16 protein-coding genes are annotated in these 16,374 nt (G+C 72.0%); 6 read left to right on the forward strand and 10 right to left on the reverse strand.

Going from position 1 to position 16,374, the window contains the following annotated elements; genetic code table 11:
- Positions 1–387, reverse strand: a 387-nt coding sequence (locus tag I5G_RS03760; RefSeq protein ID WP_022877874.1) for a DUF402 domain-containing protein, incomplete at its 3' end; no start/stop codon positions are given.
- Positions 388–484: 97 nt separating this feature from the next.
- Here I5G_RS03760 and I5G_RS03765 point away from each other — a divergent pair.
- Positions 485–1,699 (forward strand): isochorismate synthase MenF, encoded by a 1,215-nt coding sequence (locus I5G_RS03765; protein WP_051038597.1) that lies wholly within the window; start codon positions 485–487, stop codon positions 1,697–1,699.
- Positions 1,700–1,707: 8 nt separating this feature from the next.
- On the opposite strand, the gene I5G_RS03770 is transcribed toward I5G_RS03765, so the two are convergent.
- From I5G_RS03770 to I5G_RS03780, 3 genes are read right to left on the reverse strand one after another with little or no spacing between them, the layout of a single operon-like run.
- Positions 1,708–2,565: a polyphosphate kinase 2 family protein gene (locus tag I5G_RS03770; RefSeq protein WP_022877860.1), complete on the reverse strand. Its 858-nt coding sequence runs from the start codon at positions 2,563–2,565 to the stop codon at positions 1,708–1,710.
- Between the two features lie 54 nt (positions 2,566–2,619).
- On the reverse strand, positions 2,620–4,395 hold the full coding sequence (gene menD, locus I5G_RS03775; protein WP_022877861.1) for a 2-succinyl-5-enolpyruvyl-6-hydroxy-3-cyclohexene-1-carboxylic-acid synthase: 1,776 nt from the start codon (positions 4,393–4,395) through the stop codon (positions 2,620–2,622).
- Between the two features lie 2 nt (positions 4,396–4,397).
- A complete protein-coding gene (locus I5G_RS03780; protein ID WP_022877862.1) occupies positions 4,398–4,823 on the reverse strand; it encodes a PLD nuclease N-terminal domain-containing protein in 426 nt (141 codons plus the stop codon).
- 74 nt (positions 4,824–4,897) lie between these two features.
- Here I5G_RS03780 and I5G_RS03785 point away from each other — a divergent pair, with 74 nt between their 5' ends.
- On the forward strand, positions 4,898–5,209 hold the full coding sequence (locus I5G_RS03785; protein WP_022877863.1) for a DUF4229 domain-containing protein: 312 nt from the start codon (positions 4,898–4,900) through the stop codon (positions 5,207–5,209).
- Positions 5,210–5,238: 29 nt separating this feature from the next.
- Here the strand turns inward: I5G_RS03785 and I5G_RS03790 are convergent, their stop codons facing one another.
- A complete protein-coding gene (locus tag I5G_RS03790; protein ID WP_022877864.1) occupies positions 5,239–5,661 on the reverse strand; it encodes a MarR family winged helix-turn-helix transcriptional regulator in 423 nt (140 codons plus the stop codon).
- A gap of 51 nt (positions 5,662–5,712) precedes the next feature.
- On the opposite strand from I5G_RS03790, the gene I5G_RS03795 reads away from it, so the two are divergent.
- Positions 5,713–6,468 (forward strand): alpha/beta fold hydrolase, encoded by a 756-nt coding sequence (locus tag I5G_RS03795; protein WP_022877865.1) that lies wholly within the window; start codon positions 5,713–5,715, stop codon positions 6,466–6,468.
- Positions 6,469–6,471: 3 nt separating this feature from the next.
- On the opposite strand, the gene I5G_RS03800 is transcribed toward I5G_RS03795, so the two are convergent.
- The 4 genes from I5G_RS03800 to I5G_RS03815 are packed head-to-tail and all read right to left on the reverse strand — an operon-like array spanning position 6,472 to position 10,357.
- Positions 6,472–7,440: a 1,4-dihydroxy-2-naphthoate polyprenyltransferase gene (locus I5G_RS03800; protein WP_022877866.1), complete on the reverse strand. Its 969-nt coding sequence runs from the start codon at positions 7,438–7,440 to the stop codon at positions 6,472–6,474.
- Between the two features lie 11 nt (positions 7,441–7,451).
- A complete protein-coding gene (locus I5G_RS03805) occupies positions 7,452–8,600 on the reverse strand; it encodes an AMP-binding protein (RefSeq protein ID WP_026095625.1) in 1,149 nt (382 codons plus the stop codon).
- Positions 8,601–8,652: 52 nt separating this feature from the next.
- The gene (locus tag I5G_RS03810) at positions 8,653–9,555 is read right to left on the reverse strand and encodes a 1,4-dihydroxy-2-naphthoyl-CoA synthase (RefSeq protein ID WP_022877868.1); all 903 of its coding nucleotides are present in this window, start codon (positions 9,553–9,555) and stop codon (positions 8,653–8,655) included.
- Positions 9,556–9,559: 4 nt separating this feature from the next.
- The gene (locus I5G_RS03815; RefSeq protein ID WP_022877869.1) at positions 9,560–10,357 is read right to left on the reverse strand and encodes an LLM class F420-dependent oxidoreductase; all 798 of its coding nucleotides are present in this window, start codon (positions 10,355–10,357) and stop codon (positions 9,560–9,562) included.
- Positions 10,358–10,404: 47 nt separating this feature from the next.
- On the opposite strand from I5G_RS03815, the gene I5G_RS03820 reads away from it, so the two are divergent.
- Positions 10,405–11,400 carry an o-succinylbenzoate synthase gene (locus I5G_RS03820; RefSeq protein WP_022877870.1) on the forward strand — a complete coding sequence of 332 codons (996 nt, stop codon included), beginning with the start codon at positions 10,405–10,407 and terminating at the stop codon, positions 11,398–11,400.
- Positions 11,401–11,404: 4 nt separating this feature from the next.
- On the opposite strand, the gene I5G_RS25125 is transcribed toward I5G_RS03820, so the two are convergent.
- The gene (locus I5G_RS25125; protein ID WP_022877871.1) at positions 11,405–12,028 is read right to left on the reverse strand and encodes a TetR/AcrR family transcriptional regulator; all 624 of its coding nucleotides are present in this window, start codon (positions 12,026–12,028) and stop codon (positions 11,405–11,407) included.
- Positions 12,029–12,150: 122 nt separating this feature from the next.
- Here I5G_RS25125 and I5G_RS03830 point away from each other — a divergent pair, with 122 nt between their 5' ends.
- Together I5G_RS03830 and I5G_RS03835 are read left to right on the forward strand one after the other, a co-directional pair.
- Positions 12,151–14,937, forward strand: a complete 2,787-nt coding sequence (locus I5G_RS03830) for an MMPL family transporter (protein WP_026095626.1) — start codon at positions 12,151–12,153, stop codon at positions 14,935–14,937.
- Positions 14,934–16,374, forward strand: a 1,441-nt coding sequence (locus I5G_RS03835) for a YhgE/Pip domain-containing protein (RefSeq protein WP_022877873.1), incomplete at its 3' end; no start/stop codon positions are given. The genes I5G_RS03830 and I5G_RS03835, both read left to right, overlap by 4 nt.

The raw sequence follows: 16,374 nt of genomic DNA on the forward strand, positions 1-16,374 counted from the left end.
GTGCTCGTCCCACTCGTCGCGGTCGTCGATCCACGTGCCGCGCTCGTCGGTGCGGCGCACGACGTCGAGATCCATGTCGATGCCGACCGGGTTCCCGTCGTCGTCCCAGCCGGCGTCCCACGCCAGGTCGATGTAGACGGCCACCGGGTGCGGGGCCGCGTTGTGCGTGAAGGCCCAGTCGCCGCTCGCCGGAACCAGCGTCACGTTGGGCTCGCGGCACACGAACTCGCGGCCCGGACGGACGCTCCGCCACCCGATCTGCTGCCCGAACCAGTCGCCCCAGCTGTCGGAGCCGAGGTAGACGCAGTCCTGCTCCCAGTGCGGCGAGCCGTCCCACTTCCGCCAGCGGAACACGAGCCGGGTGCCGGGTGCGGGACGGGAGGTCATGCCGCGAGTCTAAGTCGCGGTCTACTGTGGGAAGGTGCAGCAACCGGCGGACGACACCGTGCCTCGTCTGCGCGTCGTCACGCGGGAACTGCCGCCGATGGACGACGTGCTCGACTACACCACCGGCTACGACCCGCTGTTCTGGAGTCGCCGCGGAGAGTCCCTCGCGGGTTTCGGCGACCTCCTGACGATCCGCTACACCGGCGCTCAGCCTGGTGACACGACGATCGCCGACCGCTGGCGGCAGATCGCCGCGGCCGCCGAGGTCGATGACCCGGTGAACCTCCCCGGCACGGGTCTCGTCGCGTTCGGCTCCTTCGTCTTCGACCCCCGCTCACAGCGGGAGAGCGTCCTGCGGGTCCCCGGCACGATCGTGGGACGCCACGGCGGCCGCGCGTGGGTCACCCGACTGGCCTTCGCCGACACCCCGGACGAGCCGGAACCCGATCTGCCGCCCCGCTCCCCCTTCGGACCCCACTGGTCGGCCACACTCGGCCCCGGCCGCCAGACCGCCGAGGGCTACCAGGAGGCCGTCCATCACGCCGTCGAGGCGATCCGCCTCGGCGAGGTGCGCAAGGTCGTGCTCGCGCGAGACATCGTCGGCACGATCCCCGCGGGCTCGGACCGGCGACGCCTCGTGCGGTCGCTCCTCGAGGGCTACCCCGACTGCTGGGTCTTCGCCGTCGACGGCCTCATCGGCGCGAGCCCCGAGACCCTGGTCACGGTCTCGCGCGGCACGGTGACCGCCCGAGTCCTGGCCGGCACCACGGCGCGCGGCGGCGACGCCGACAGCGACGTCGCCGCCGCCCTCGCCCTCACCGAGAGCACCAAAGACCAGGAGGAGCACCGGTTCGCGGTGCAGAGCGTCCTCTCCGCCCTCCGTCCGCACACCTCGGCCCTCGCAGCCGCCGAACAGCCCTTCACGCTCAAGCTCCCCAACGTGTGGCACCTCGCCACCGACGTCGAGGGCGAGCTGTCGGAAGCGGCATCCGCCCTCGACCTGATCACCGTGCTGCACCCGACCGCCGCGGTCGCGGGCACCCCGACGACCGTCGCGATGGATGTCATCCGCCACCTCGAGCCCTTCGACCGCGGCCGCTACGCCGGAGCCGTCGGCTGGATCGGCGCATCGGGCGACGGCGAGTGGGCGATCGCGCTGCGCTGCGCGCAGATCGACCCCGCCGCCCCCTCCTCGCCGACGGCGCCCATCACCGCCTACGCGGGTGCGGGCATCGTCGCCGACAGCGTGCCGGAGTCCGAGCTGCTCGAGACGCGCGTGAAGTTCCGCCCGATCGTCGAGGCGCTGGCCTAGGACTTCGTCTAGGACTCCGCCAGCCGCCGGCGCTCCGTCGCGACGTCGTAGTCGGCCGCGGGCCACTGCGGATCGATGTCGGTCAGAGCGTCGATGAGCAGCTGCTGCGCGGCGAGTCGCGCGTACCACTTGCGGTCGGCGGGGACGACGTGCCACGGCGCGAGCGGCGTCGAGGTGCGTTCGAGCGCCACCTGGTAGGCATCCATGTACTCGTCCCAGAGGGCGCGCTCGTCGACGTCGGACGGGTTGTACTTCCAGTGCTTGTCGGGACGATCGAGACGGGATGCCAGTCGCTCGCGCTGCTCGTCCTTCGAGATGTGCAGCATGACCTTCACGACACGGATGCCGAGCTCCGCCGCCTCGGCCTCGAACGCGACGATCGCACCGTAGCGGCGCTCGATCTCGTCGGCCGGGGCGAGCTGACGGACGCGTCCGATGAGCACGTCCTCGTAGTGCGAGCGGTCGAAGACGCCCAGGCGCCCGGCATCCGGGAGACGCTTGCGGATGCGCCAGAGGAAATCGTGCGACAGCTCCTCGGCGGTGGGCTTCTTGAACGAGGCCAGCTCGACGCCCTGCGGGTCGACGGCCCCGACGACGTGCTTGACGATGCCGCCCTTGCCCGCGGTGTCCATCGCCTGCAGCACGAGCAGCACGGAGCGGGTCGCGGTGCCGGCGACGCTCTGCGCGAAGAGGCGCTCCTGCAGATCGGCGAGGGGGGCGACGCCCGCCTCGAGGTCGGCCCTGCCCTGGTCCTTGTCGCCGTCGTAGCCGGGCGTCGCGCGGGGGTCGACGTCGGCGAGACGGAATCCCGGCGAGACGGTGAGGGCTTCGGCGGCGGGCGTGGTCCAGCGGTTGTGCGAACTCATCGCCACATCGTGCCGCGCACGCGAGTTCCGCGCCAAGAGGTTGACGAACCCGGCTCAGCGGTCGAGCGGAACCTCGATGAGCTGTCGGCCGCCCACGGGAGCGGTGAGCGCCTGGTCGAGCGCGACGCGCGTCGTCACGCGGAGGTACTCCCAGCCGTACGCGAGCGCGAGCTGCTCGAGCCGGACGTCCTGGGGCGTGTACTGCACGCGCTCCATCGCGTCGGCGCCCGCGACGCCGGCCACCTCGAGGCCGTCGAAGATCGTGCCGCCGCCGTCGTTCCCGACGACCACCTGCAGGCGGGGTTCGTGCTCGCCGGGCGGCAGCAGCAGTCCACCCACGTCGTGGAGGAACGCGAGGTCGCCGAGCAGCACCCGCGTCACGCCGGGCCGGTCGCCCTCCTGACTGGCCGAGGCGACACCCATCGCCGTGGCGATCGTGCCGTCGATGCCGGCGAGTCCGCGGTTGGCGTGCACGGCCACCTTCTTGCCGCCCAGCAGCTCGTCGGCGACCCGCACGAGACGCGACGACCCGAACACCAGCCGGTCGTGCGGCCACGTCGCGCGCCACAGGGCGTCGACCAGAGTCGCCCGGTCGACCGGCGCGCGCACCACCGCGACCTCCGCGTTGATCGCGCCCAGACGTTCGTGCGGCACAGCGGACGACAGTCCGTCGGCGTCCGGCGCGGGCGGGCTGAGATCGACGGCCGCGGCGCGCGACGCTCGCATCCACTCCCCCAGCCACTCGCGGTCGGCTGCACCGTCGGCGCGGACCGCGTCCACGGCGTGCGTCGCACCGTTGAGGTTGACGGGCTCACCCGGACCGCGCACCGCGATCACCTCGATGTCGTCGCGGCCGAGGAGCTGCGCGACCTCGCGGCTGAGCGTCGGATGACCGAACACCACGACGCGCTCGACGCGACCACCGAGTTCGGGCTCGCGCAGGAGCGCGCGGTACGAGTGCACGACGTGCCGACCGAAGCGGGCGCCGCTCACGATCTCGGCCACCAGCGGCAAGCCGCCGCGATGGGCGAGGTCCTCGGCTGCGGGACCGGCATCCGCTCCCGCCACGACGATCGTCCGCGGCCCCGGCTCGAGCACGAACGCCGCCTCGGGTTCCGGCGCGACGTCGGCCACACCGATCCCGCCCCCACCCTGGTACAGAGCACCGGATGCCTCTTCGTCGGGCACGTCGTCCACCGGCGCCGGTCGCGTCGCGCGATCGACCAACCATGCCGGAGCGGCCCCCGCGAGCGGCTCGCGCAGCGGCACGTTCAGGTGGACGGGACCGGCCGGACGGGTACCCTCACCGAGCGCCGCGGCGAGCGCCGTCGCCGCCACGGCGTCGAAGGCGTCGGTCTGGGGGTCAGTGGCATCCGGATCCACCGCCTCGGGGACGGAGAGGTCGGCCTCGAACCGCGCGGCGGAGTGGAAAAGACCCGGCTGACGGGTCGTCTGGTTCGCGCCGACGCCGCGGAGTTCGGGCGGACGATCGGCCGTCAGCAGCAGCAGCGGGATGCCGGAGTGGTGCGCCTCGAGGGCGGCGGGGAGCAGGTTCGCCACCGCCGTGCCCGACGTGCAGATCACCGCGGCGGGCATCCCGGTCTCACGGCCGATGCCGAGCGCGGTGAACCCGGCGACGCGTTCGTCGATGCGGACGTGCAGACGCACGAGCCCCGCGCGCTCCAACTCCGCTGCGACGAGCGCGAGCGCCTGCGACCGCGATCCGGGACTCACGACGAGGTGCCGCACCCCGCGCGACACGAGTCCCGCCAGCAGCGCCGCGGCCGCGTCGGTGGCCGGGGCGTGAGCGCCCCCCTCGACCGGTGCCACGGTCAGCCGACGGCGCCGCGCTGACCGCGGGTGTCGTCGTCGCCCGGCTTGCCGCCGGGGTCGTCGCTGTCGGGCTTCGGCGCGGGCCGCGAATCCCGCGGGTCGTCGCCCTCGGAGTCGAGCTGCGCGAGCTCTTCCTCGAGGCGGCGGATGCGCTCGTCCTGCTCGGCACGGTCTCGGGCGGACAGCCGACCGAGGAACTCGGGATCGTCGTCGGGAGCACGTCGGAGCACGGGGTCGCTCGCACGACCTCGGCCGATGAGGAACCACAGGATGCCACCCAGCACGGGCAGCAGGATCACGATCACCATCCACGCGGGCTTGCTGACCCCGCGATGGCGGGAGGCCGGTTGAACGGCGCAATCGACGATCGTGTAGACCCAGAACGCGGTCGCCACGAGCGCCAGGATCAGCAGCAGGCGTGCCATGCCTCGATTCTACCGGCGCTGCCTGGGCGACGGCCGGGCAGCGGGGTGCCGTGAACCGGTCGTAGAGTGGGGGTATGCGTGCCCGTTCCGCCCTGGTCTACACGGTGCTGCGTCTTCTCGCGTTCGTGGTGCCGCTCGGCATCCTGCTGCTGTTCCCGGTCTTCCAGGAACTGCCCTGGCTGGCCGCGGTGTTCGCCGCGCTGATCGGCCTCAGTCTGTCGCTGCTGTTCCTCCGACGCCCCCTCGATCAGGTGACCGGCGACCTCGCCGAGCGCCGCGAGGCCCGTCGCGCCGCGAACCACCGCACGGGCGCCGAGCGGGACGCCGACGTCGAGGACGCGGTGGTCGACGCGGCGACGGACGACCGGCCCGCCACCGAGCGCTGACGCTCAGGCCGCGAAGGGCACGGCACCCGTCAGACGCGAACGTCGGCGCTCGTCAGTGTGCCGAGCACGCGGGCAAGGCTTGCGCGGTCCGATTCCTCCAGCGGAGCGAACAGCTCGTCGAGCACCTCGGCCACGATGCGGTACCCCGCATCCAGCGCTTCACGACCCGCTTCGGTGAGGCGGTGCTCGATCCGGCGCCCCCGCCCCGCGGAGCGCTCGATCAGACCCCTCTCCTGCAGGCGGACCGCGAGCGTGCCGAAGGCCTGATCGCTCTGGAAGGTCGCCTCTGCGAGGTCGTGTCCCGTCGCTCCCGGCATCCGGTCGACGGCGCGGAGCGCATCCCACTGCACCAACGAGACGCCCGCCTCGCGGAGCGCGGCGTCCATGGCGCGGTGATTGCGGTACTGCGCCCGCTTGATCGCCTGACCGAGCAGTTCCAGATCTTCCGTCATGATGCTAGCGTATCAACACACTTATATAAACGTGTTGATATAGGAGCCGCCATGAGCACATCCCCCTCGGCCACAGCCCTCGTCCTCCACGGCGGAGGCGGGCCACGCACGATCGCCCCGATCTCCCAGCACCTCGCCGGGTCCCTGCGGGTCGTCGCTCCGACTCACCCGGGCTGGGAGGGTACGCCGCTGACGGAGGACATCACCTCCATCGCTGCCCTGGCGACGTCGTACCTCGAACAGCTGCGCGCGCAGGACACGCGCGGAGCCGTCCTCGTCGGCTCCTCGATCGGCGGGTGGATCGCGCTGGAGATGGCCGTGCAGGCCGCCACCGACGCGCGATACGCCGGGACCGTCGGCGCGGTCGTCGACATCGACGGAGTCGGCGCGGTCGTCGACGGTGAACCCATCGCCGACTTCTTCGCACTAGATGCCCGCGGACTCGCCGAAGCAGCATGGCACGACCCGGAACGCGGGTACGTCGACCCGGCTACCCTCACGGACGAGCAGCGGGCCGTCCAGCAGTCGAACGGTCGCACGATGAAGCGACTCACCGGCGTCGGCATGAGCGACCCGACGCTCCTGGGCCGCCTCAGCGTCATCGCGGTGCCGACCCTGATCGTGTTCGGGGCGAGCGACCGCATCGTCACGCCGGCGTACGGACGCGCCGTCGCGGCCGCGGTTCCCGGGGCCTCGTTCGTGGAGATCCCCGCCGCAGGGCACCTGCCCCACATCGAGAACCCCGCCGCCGTCTGGGCCGCGGTCGACCCCTTCCTCGCGGGGCTGGAGCTCGATTCGGCGCGCTGAGCCTCAGGCCGCGAAGGCCCAGAAGAGCACGGCGCCGTACGCGACCGAGGTGAAGCTCGTGACCTGCAGCGCCACGATGAGCTCGCGGGGCGCGCGGTAGGTCCAGACGATGAGGATCGCCGACAGCCCGCCGAGCAGCGCGATGAGCGTCAGCCACGCGATCGGGTACACCAGCGCGAGGAACACCGCGATGGCGAAGGGCACCAGGACGAACAGCGTGAACAGCACCTGCGTCGCCCGACGCCCGATGAGCACCGAGAGCGTGCGCTTGCCCGCCAGGCGGTCCTGATCGATGTCGCGGAGGTTGTTGGCCAGCAGCACCGCGCACGCGAGCAGACCCGCCGCGACCGCGCCGAACCACGCCTCCTGGGGCAGCGACTGCACCTGCAGCCACGTCGTGCCGAGCGTGGCGACGAGGCCGAAGAAGACGAAGACGAACACCTCGCCGAGGGCGTTGTAGCCGTACGGCCGCTTGCCCCCGGTGTAGAACCACGCGGCGACGATGCTCACCGCCCCCACCGCGATGAGCCACCACTGACCCGTGCGGATGACGAGCGCGAGGCCGATGACGGCGGCGAGCGCGAAGAACGACAGCGCGACGATCAGCACCGTGCGCGGCTTCGCCTTCTTGCCGCCCGTCAGACGGCCCGGCCCCACCCGGACGTCGTCGGTCCCGCGGATGCCGTCGCTGTAGTCGTTGGCGTAGTTCACGCCGATCTGCAGCGCGAACGCCACCGCGAGGCACGCGAGCGCGATGACCCAGTGGAGCTGGTCGTCGACCAGCGTCGCGGCACCGGTGCCGATGAGCACCGGCGTGATCGCCAGCGGAAGGGTCCGCAGGCGCGCGGCGCCGATCCAGTCGCGCGCGGTCGCCGGGGTGGCGCGGGGCGCGGGACGGTGGGCCTTCTGAGGATTGCCGCCGGGACGCCGCTTCGGGGCGGGACGCGAGCGCTTGCGAGACTGTGCTGCCACGGAGGGAAAGCCTAATTCTTCGCGGAGCCGAACCGTTGCCGCAGGGCGGCGCGATCGGGCTTGCCGGATGCCAGGAGGGGCAGGGCGTCGATCGGGATCACGCGCGCGGGCCGTGCGATAGGCCCGATCGCCGCAGCGACGGCGGCCCGGACGCGCTCGAGCGTCTCCCGCTCGTCGGTGCCGGTCCCCGCGACCACGACGGCGGACCCCTGGCCCCAGCGCGCATCCTCGATCGGGATCACGACGGCGGACTCCAGACCCGGGATGCCACGCACCGCCGCCTCGACCCGGTCCAACGACACGTTCACCCCACCCGAGACGATGACGTTGTCGAGGCGCCCCGTGATCCGCAGCACCCCATCGGCGACGTCGCCGCCGTCGCCCGTGCGGTACCACCGCGTGCCGTCGGCATCCGCCGGGAAGACCTCGGCCGTGCGCGCCGGATCGCCGACGTACCCGTCGGCGAGGGTCGGACCGGAGATGCGCACCTCACCGTCGACGATCGCGAGCTCGACACCGTCGAGCGGGACACCGTCGTAGACGCAGCCGCCGCTGGTCTCGGTCGACCCGTACGTGCGCACGATCCGCGCCCCGGCCGCCTCGGCACGCTCCCGCAGCGACACCGGCAGCGCTTGCCCGCCGATGAGGATGCGCTCGAACGACCGCAGCGCGCGCGCGACCTCGGGGTCGTCGTCGGCGGCATCGAGCAGCCGCTGCAGCTGCGCCGGGACGAGCGAGGTGTACGTGGGCACCCGCGCGCCGTTCTCGTGCGACGCCATCCCGAGCGCCGCGGCGGCGAAGGGTTCGGGACGGAACGGCCCCGCGAGGACGGCCGGCTCCCGGCCGTTCACGAGAGCGCGCACCAGCACCTGCACGCCGGCGACGTACGTGGCGGGAACGGCGAGCAGCCACGCTCCCTCGCCGATCCGCGCCGAGGTGGCGAAGGCGCTCGCGATCAGCGCGTTGCGTCCGATCGCCACCGACTTCGGCACCCCGGTCGAGCCCGACGTCGTGATGACCACGGCCGTCCCCGCCGGCACCTCGGCGGGCAGCCCTTCCCCCGCCCCGAGTGCCACGGCCGGCCCCGCTCCCAGGACGGCGTGCCGCAGCGCGCGCAGCACGTCGCGCGGATCCTCGGATGCCACCCGCTCGAGCTTCACGACCGCACCGGGTCGTCGCATCCCGGGGTGCATCCGGGGATGCGTCCGGGATTCAGTAGTGCCACGGGATGCCGGACCAGTCGGGGTCGCGCTTCTGGAGGAAGGCGTCGCGACCCTCGGCGGCCTCGTCGGTGCCGTACGCGAGCCGCGTGGCCTCGCCGGCGAACAGCTGCTGGCCGACGAGCCCGTCGTCGACGGCGTTGAACGCGAACTTGAGCATGCGGATCGCCGTCGGCGACTTCGTCAGGATGGTGCGCGCCATCGCCAGCGCCTCGCGCTCGAGTGCGGCGTGCGGCACGACGCGATTGACCGCGCCCATCTCGTACGCGCGCTGCGCGGAGTACTCCTCCGCGAGGAAGAAGATCTCGCGGGCGAACTTCTGCCCGATCTGCCGCGCGAAGTATGCCGAGCCGTAACCGGCGTCGAACGACCCCACATCGGCATCCGTCTGCTTGAAACGACCGTGCTCGGCGCTCGCGATCGACAGGTCGCAGACGACGTTCAGCGAGTGCCCGCCGCCCGCCGCCCACCCGGGGACGACCGCGATGACGACCTTCGGCATGAAGCGGATGAGACGCTGCACTTCGAGGATGTGGAGGCGCCCCGCACGGCCGTGGTCGGCCACCGCGGTCTCGTCATCGGAGTACTTGTAGCCGTCGCGGCCGCGGATGCGCTGGTCGCCACCCGAGCAGAAGGCCCATCCTCCGTCCTTCGGGCTCGGCCCGTTGCCGGTGAGGAGCACGACCCCGATCCGGTGGTCCTGGCGCGCGATGTCGAGGGCGCGGTACAGCTCGTCGACCGTGTGCGGGCGGAAGGCGTTGCGCACCTCGGGGCGGTCGAACGCGATGCGCGCGACCCGACCGTCGTGGGTGACGTGCGCCGTGATGTCGGTGTACTCCTCGGCGCCGGGCGCCAGGGTCCACTCGGCGGGGTCGAAGATCTCGGAGACGCTCACCGGCTCAGGCGTTCTTGGAGTCCCGCCAGGCCAGCCAGCGCTCGACGAGCGAGTAGTCCCAGTCGGGGCCGGAGAAGCCCAGGGTGAACAGGCGCGTGCCCGCGTCGAACAGGGCGTCGGCGTCGGTCTCGTCGCGGTCCTTCAGCTCGTTCGAGACGATGAGCCCGGACAGGTCGCGCTCCTCGGTCTCGGCCCAGCGCTCGATCACGCCGAGCTTGTGGGTGACCTCGTCGGGCGTGACGAAGCTGTGCCAGATGTCGGCGTGGCGGGCGACGATGCGCAGCGTCTTCTGCTCGCCCTTGCCGCCGATCATGACGGGGATCTTGCGCGTGGGCGCGGGGTTCAGCTTGCCCCAGCGCTCGACGATGCGGTCGAGGTCCGACGCGAGGGCGTTCAGACGCGAACCGGCGGTGCCGAAGTCGTAGCCGTACTCGTCGTAGTCGCGCTGGAACCAGCCCGACCCGGTGCCGAGGATGAAGCGGCCGGTGTCGCCGCCCTTCTTGCTGATGTGGTCGACCGTGCGGGCCATGTCGGCCTGCAGGTCGGCGTTGCGGTAGCTGTTGCAGTTGACGAGGGCGCCGAACTCGACCCGCTCGGTCTGCTCGGCCCACGCCGAGAGCATCGTCCACGACTCGAAGTGCTCCCCGTCCGGGTCGCCGTACAGCGGGAAGAAGTGGTCCCAGTTGAAGAGGATGTCGACGCCCATCTCTTCCAGACGGAAGACGGCGTCGCGGATGTCGGAGTACTGCACGTGCTGCGGCTGGATCTGGACGCCGAGCCGGACCGGGGTGTCGAAAAGCATGTCGCCAGCCTATTCCCGGCGTCCGACACCGAGGCCAGGATGGAGGGGTGAGTCCCCTCCCCCCGCTCGTCGACGTCCTCGCCACGGCCCGTGTCGTGGCCCTCCCCCTCGCGACGCGCTTCCGCGGCATCCAGACCCGCGAGGCGGTCGTGTTCGAGGGCCCGGAGGGCTGGACGGAGTTCTCGCCCTTCGTCGAATACGGCGACGCCGAGGCGGCGACGTGGCTCGCGGCGGCGCTCGACTTCGGGTGGCATCCGACCCCTCCCCCCGTCCGCGCGCAGGTGGCGGTGAATGCGACGGTGCCGGCCGTCGCCGCGTCCGAGGTCGACGGGGTGCTCGCCCGATTCGATGGATGCCGCACGGCCAAGGTGAAGGTCGCGGAGGCGGGTCAGACGCTTGCCGACGACGTCGCCCGGGTCCGCGCGGTGCGCGCGGCGATGGGTCCCGAAGGGCGCATCCGCGTCGATGCCAACGGCGGTTGGAACGTCGACGAGGCCGAGCGGGCGGTGCACGCCCTCGCCGAGTTCGATCTGGAGTACGTCGAGCAGCCGTGCGCCGAGGTGGAGGAGCTCGCGCAGCTGCGGGAGCGCATTGAGTACCTCGACATCCCGATCGCCGCGGACGAGAGCGTGCGCAAGGCCACCGACCCGCTGCGCGTCGCCCGAGCCGGAGCGGCGGATCTGCTCGTGATCAAGGCGCAGCCGCTGGGGGGCATCCGCGCCGCGCTCGCGATCGTGGCCGAGGCGGGGCTCCCCGCCGTGGTCTCCAGCGCGCTGGACACCTCGGTCGGCCTCTCGATGGGGCTCGCCCTCGCCGCCGCGCTGCCCGACCTGGAGTACGACTGCGGCCTCGGGACGGCCTCCCTTTTCACCGCCGACGTCGTCGCCCACCCGCTGCACGCCCGGGACGGCTCCCTCTCGCTGACGCGCATCTCCCCGACGACCGCGACCCTGGACCGGGTCGAGGCCCCGGAGGACCGCCGCGACTGGTGGCTCGAGCGCCTGACCCGCTGCTACGCCGTCCTGGCCGAAACGGGGTCCTGAACGATCAGAGGATGAGGGCGATGATGCCCGAGAGGCGTTCGGCGAGTTCGTCCCGCGCGGCCCCGGGGTCACGACGCGTGATGAGCGCGCGCTCGGCCGCCGAGATCCACGTCGAGAGCAGGAGCTCCGTCGCCTCGGCGAGCGGCACGCGCAACTCGAGACCGCGGGCGTCGGCGACGTCGCTGATGAGCCGCGACACGTTCTCGGACAGCCCCCGGTCCAGCGCGAGGTAGGCCTCGGCGAAGTCGGCGTTGCGCAGCGCCTGCACGCGGATCTCCGCGCCCAGCAGGACGTCGAGGCGATCGTGCCCGGCGACCTCCAGCACTTCCTGCACGAGCGTGCGCATCTCGCTGCCGGCATCCAGATCGTTCTTCTCGATGGAGGCGATGCGCTCGCGCACCGCGCGGATGGTCGTCTCCGCGGAGCGCTCGCACAGCGCGAGGAACAGCTCCTCCTTGGAGCCGAAGTTCGAGTAGAACGCCCCACGGGTGAATCCCGCGCGCTCGCAGATGGCCTCGACGGACGACGCATCGATGCCCTCCTCCGCGAACAGCTGGGCCGCGGCATCCATCAGCCGAGAACGAGTGTTCTCTCGACGCCGCGACGGCGCCGGTGCCGTGTCGGTCATGCCGCGCTCCTTCGGTTCACGGACGAGACTCAGGTTGGTGGCCCCCTCCGCGAACTACGATACATTGTTGTATCCGATACGGTGCTGTATCGACCAAGCCGCAGATCTCGGGAGCAGCCACCGTGTCCACTTTCCTGTACACCCTCGGTCGCTGGTCGTTCCGTCACCCGTGGCGGGTGCTGTCGGCCTGGGTGCTGATCCTCGTCCTCGCCGGTGGCGGTGTGGCCCTCTTCGCGAAGGGCACCGACAACACCTTCGCGATCCCGGGCACCGAGTCGCAGGCCGGCCTCGAGATGCTGTCCCGCACCTTCCCCCAGGTGAGCGGCGCGGGCGCCGACATCGTCGTCGTCTCGGCCGACGGCACGAGCGTGCGCGACCAGAAGTATCAGGATGCCATCGGCACCTCGATTTCCGACATCGAGAAGCTCGACTTCGTGAAGGCCGTCACGACCCCCTTCGACGAGCGCATCTCCGGCGGCGTGTCCGACGACGGTCGCGCTGCGATCATCCGCATCCAGTTCTCGGGCGAGGCGACCGCGGTTCCGGGCGACACCAAGGACGGTTTGCGCGACGACACGACGGCTCTCGCGTCCGCCCTGCCCTCGGGGTCGCAGGCGGTGCTCGGCGGTCAGCTCTTCGCGACCGAGATCCCCGGCGCGAGCCTGACCGAGGCCCTCGGCGTCGTGATCGCCGCCCTCGTGCTGATGCTGACGTTCCGGTCGTTCCTCGTGGCCGGGATGCCACTGGCCACCGCCCTCCTCGGCGTCGCCCTCTCCGTCGCGTTGATCTTCATCGCGACCGGGTTCGCGACCGTGTCGTCGACGACGCCGCTCCTGGCGGTCATGCTCGGGCTCGCGGTCGGCATCGACTACGCGCTGTTCATCGTGTCCCGACATCAAGACCAGGTGCGCGGCGGCATGGACCCCGAGGAGTCCGCCGCCCGCGCCACCGGCACGGCCGGATCCGCCGTGGTGTTCGCCGGCATCACGGTGCTCATCGCCCTCATCGGCCTCGGGTTCGCCGGCATCCCGTTCCTGACGACCATGGGTGTCGCCGCCTCGGTCGCCGTCGCGATCGCCGTGTGCATCGGGCTGACGCTCACCCCGGCGTTCCTCGGCTTCGCGAAGGGCCGCGTCGTCGGCTGGCGCCGGAAGAAGGCCGTGACGGTCGAGAAGCGGTCGCACGGCCCCGCCGCCCGGTGGGTGGGCCTGGTCACGCGGCATCCGGTCGTCACGTCGGTGTCGGTCGTGGTGCTCCTGGGTGTCGCCGCGATTCCCGCCGGGAGCCTCGCCCTCACACTCCCCACCGCGGGCCAGCTGCAGCCCGGCAACGAGGCGCGCGAGGCGTACGAGCTGACCGACGAATACTTCGGACCCGGCGCGAACGGCCCGCTCATCATGACCGGGACGATCGTCACGTCGAACGACCCCGTGAAGCTCATGACCGACATCGGCGACGAGGTCGCGAAGATCCCGGGCGTCGCGAAGATCGCCCTGGCGACCCCGAACCAGACCGCCGACACCGGCATCGTGCAGATCGTGCCCGAGACGGGTCCGGAAGACCCGAAGACCGCCGATCTCGTCCGCGCGCTCCGCGGCGCCGAGGACCGCCTGTACGACCAGTTCGGCGTGCGCCTCCTCGTGACCGGGTACACCGCCGTCACGATCGACATCTCCGACCAGCTCGGCGCCTCGCTCGTGCCGTTCGGGATCTTCGTCGTCGGCCTGTCGCTGATCCTCCTCATGATCGTCTTCCGCTCGATCTGGGTGCCCCTGACGGCCGCCGCCGGATACCTGCTGTCGGTTGCGTCGTCGTTCGGCGTCGTCGCCGCGGTGTTCGAGTGGGGCTGGTTCGCCGATGCGCTGCACGTGGCCAAGGTCGGACCGATCATCAGCTTCATGCCGATCGTCGTGATGGGCGTGCTGTTCGGCCTCGCGATGGACTATCAGGTGTTCCTCGTCTCGCGCATGCGCGAGGACTACGTGCATGCGTCTCGCGAGGGGCGCACACCCCGCGAAGTGGCGCTCGGTGCCGTCCGGAGCGGTTTCATGGGCTCCGCGCGCGTGGTCGTCGCGGCCGCGGTCATCATGTTCTCGGTGTTCGTCGCGTTCGTGCCCGAGGGCGACTCGAGCCTCAAGCCGATCGCGCTGGGCCTCGCCGTCGGCGTCGCCGTCGACGCGTTCCTCGTGCGCATGACCCTGGTTCCCGCGGTTCTCGCGCTCCTGGGGGCGAAGGCCTGGTGGATGCCACGCTGGCTCGACCGTCTGCTGCCCAAGCTGGACGTCGAGGGCGAGGCCGTCGAGCGCGAGATCGGCCTGCGCGACTGGCCGACCGAAACCGCGATCGCGATCGCTGCGGACGACCTGCGCGCCGGCACGGCGTCCGCTGACGAGGAACCGGCGTTCGCCGACGTCCACCTGCGCCTCGGTTACGGCGGGACGCTGCTCGTCACCGGTGAGACGCGCGTCACCCGCCCCCTGCTGCTGGCGCTCGCCGGCCGCCTCTCCGCGGTCGAGGGGCGACTGCGCGTCGACGGGCTCCTGCTCCCCGAGCGGGCCGGGGCGGTGCGTGCCCGCGTCGGGCTGGCGCTCCTCGACGATCTCGAGGCCGCCGGAAACGAGGTGGGGCGTGCCGTGTCGGGCCGCGCGCGCCTGGCCGTCCTGTGCGACGTCGACCGGCTCGACGCCGACGCACGCGCCGACGTCGCCCACGCACTCCGGCGGGCCGCGAGCGACGCGGGCGAGGAGAACCCGTTCACCCTCGTGGTGTCGGCGCGCGACGAGCGCCGCGCGCTCGCGCTCCTCGCCGACGCCCACCGTCCCGGCGTGACGTCTCTCGCGCTGCCCTCGCCGCACCGGCATCGCCCGACCCCCGAGTCCTCCACCGACCTTTCCGAGGTGTTCGCATGACCGTCCCCGTCGAGCGCTCCCGCTCGCGCCGTCCCGTGACCTGGCTGACGCTCATCGGCGTGCTCCTGCTGCCCGCCGTGATCGGCGGCATCCTGGTCGGCGCGCTCTACAACCCCACCGACCGGCTCGACAACATCACCGCCGCGATCGTGAACGACGACAAGCCGGTGCAGCTCAACGGGCAGACCGTTCCGCTCGGACGTCAGCTGACCGGGGGGCTGGTCAAGGGCGCGGACGACCAGCCGAGCAACATCGACTGGGTCATCTCGAACGACGAGGACGCAGCGGCCGGCCTCAAGGACGGCACGTACACCGCGGTCGTCACGATCCCGGAGAACTTCACGTCGGCGGCACTCTCCACCCGCCCCGGCGAGACCCCCGAGCGCGCCACGATCGGCGTGGAGACCGCGCCCGATGCGCGCGTCGTCGACGGCGCGATCACCGCGCAACTGGCATCCACCGCCTCCTCCGTGTTCGGGAGCGCGCTGTCGTCGCAGTACCTGACGAACGTGTTCCTCGGGTTCACGGACCTGAGCAAGAACCTCGGCGACGCCGCCACCGGCGCACACCAACTCGCCGACGGCGCCGGCCAGGCCGCGAACGGCGCCACGGGCCTGAAGGACGGCCTGGGGCAGCTCTCCGACGGGGCGTCGCAGCTCGCGACCGGAACGCAGCAGCTCGCCGCCGGCGTGGGCCCGCTCGCGGACGGGGCGTCGCAGCTCGCCGGTGGCGCGACGGCGCTGGCGGGAGGGACGCGGACGGCGGCGTCGGGTATCGGCACCATCGCCGAAAAGACCGACGAGATCGCCCAGGGGAACGCGGCCCTGGCGAAGCAGATCGGGGCCATCTCCTCCGCGATCCCCGACTGGTTCGCACCCACGGCACAGAAGCTCGCGGACTCCACGCCGCAGATCAACGCGGATCTCGCCGCAGCAGCCGCCGCACTGACCTCGGCAGCGAATTCCTGCACGCCGACGGATGCGCAGCGATGCGTCGACCTGCGGAACGCCGCCGACGCGGCGAACGCGGGTTTGGGCCGGACACAGGAAGCCGTCACCGAAGCGGGCCGCCTCGCGGGGCAGGCCGCGCAGCTGCCCGCCGGGGTCGCGGCGCTCGCCGCCACGAATCAGAAGCTCGCCGACGGAGGAAAGGCCCTCGCCGGTGGGCTGCGTGAGTCCCAGACCGGACTCACCACGATCGCCGGCGGAATCGACGGCCTCGGCGGCGGCGCGAGCCAGCTCGCCGACGGCGCGCAGAAGCTCGACGCGGGCGCGGCGGGTCTCAGCTCGGGCGCCGCGCAGGTGGCATCCGGGGTGTCCGGTGCCGAGGACGGCGCCGGGCAGCTCGCGGACGGCGTGCAGAAAGTGGCATCCGGGACCTCCTCGCTCGCGGACGGACTCGACACCGCCGTCGAGAAGATCCCGTCGTACACCGACG

This window comes from Microbacterium sp. B19 (genome assembly GCF_000333395.1).
Taxonomy (GTDB): Bacteria; Actinomycetota; Actinomycetes; order Actinomycetales; family Microbacteriaceae; genus Microbacterium.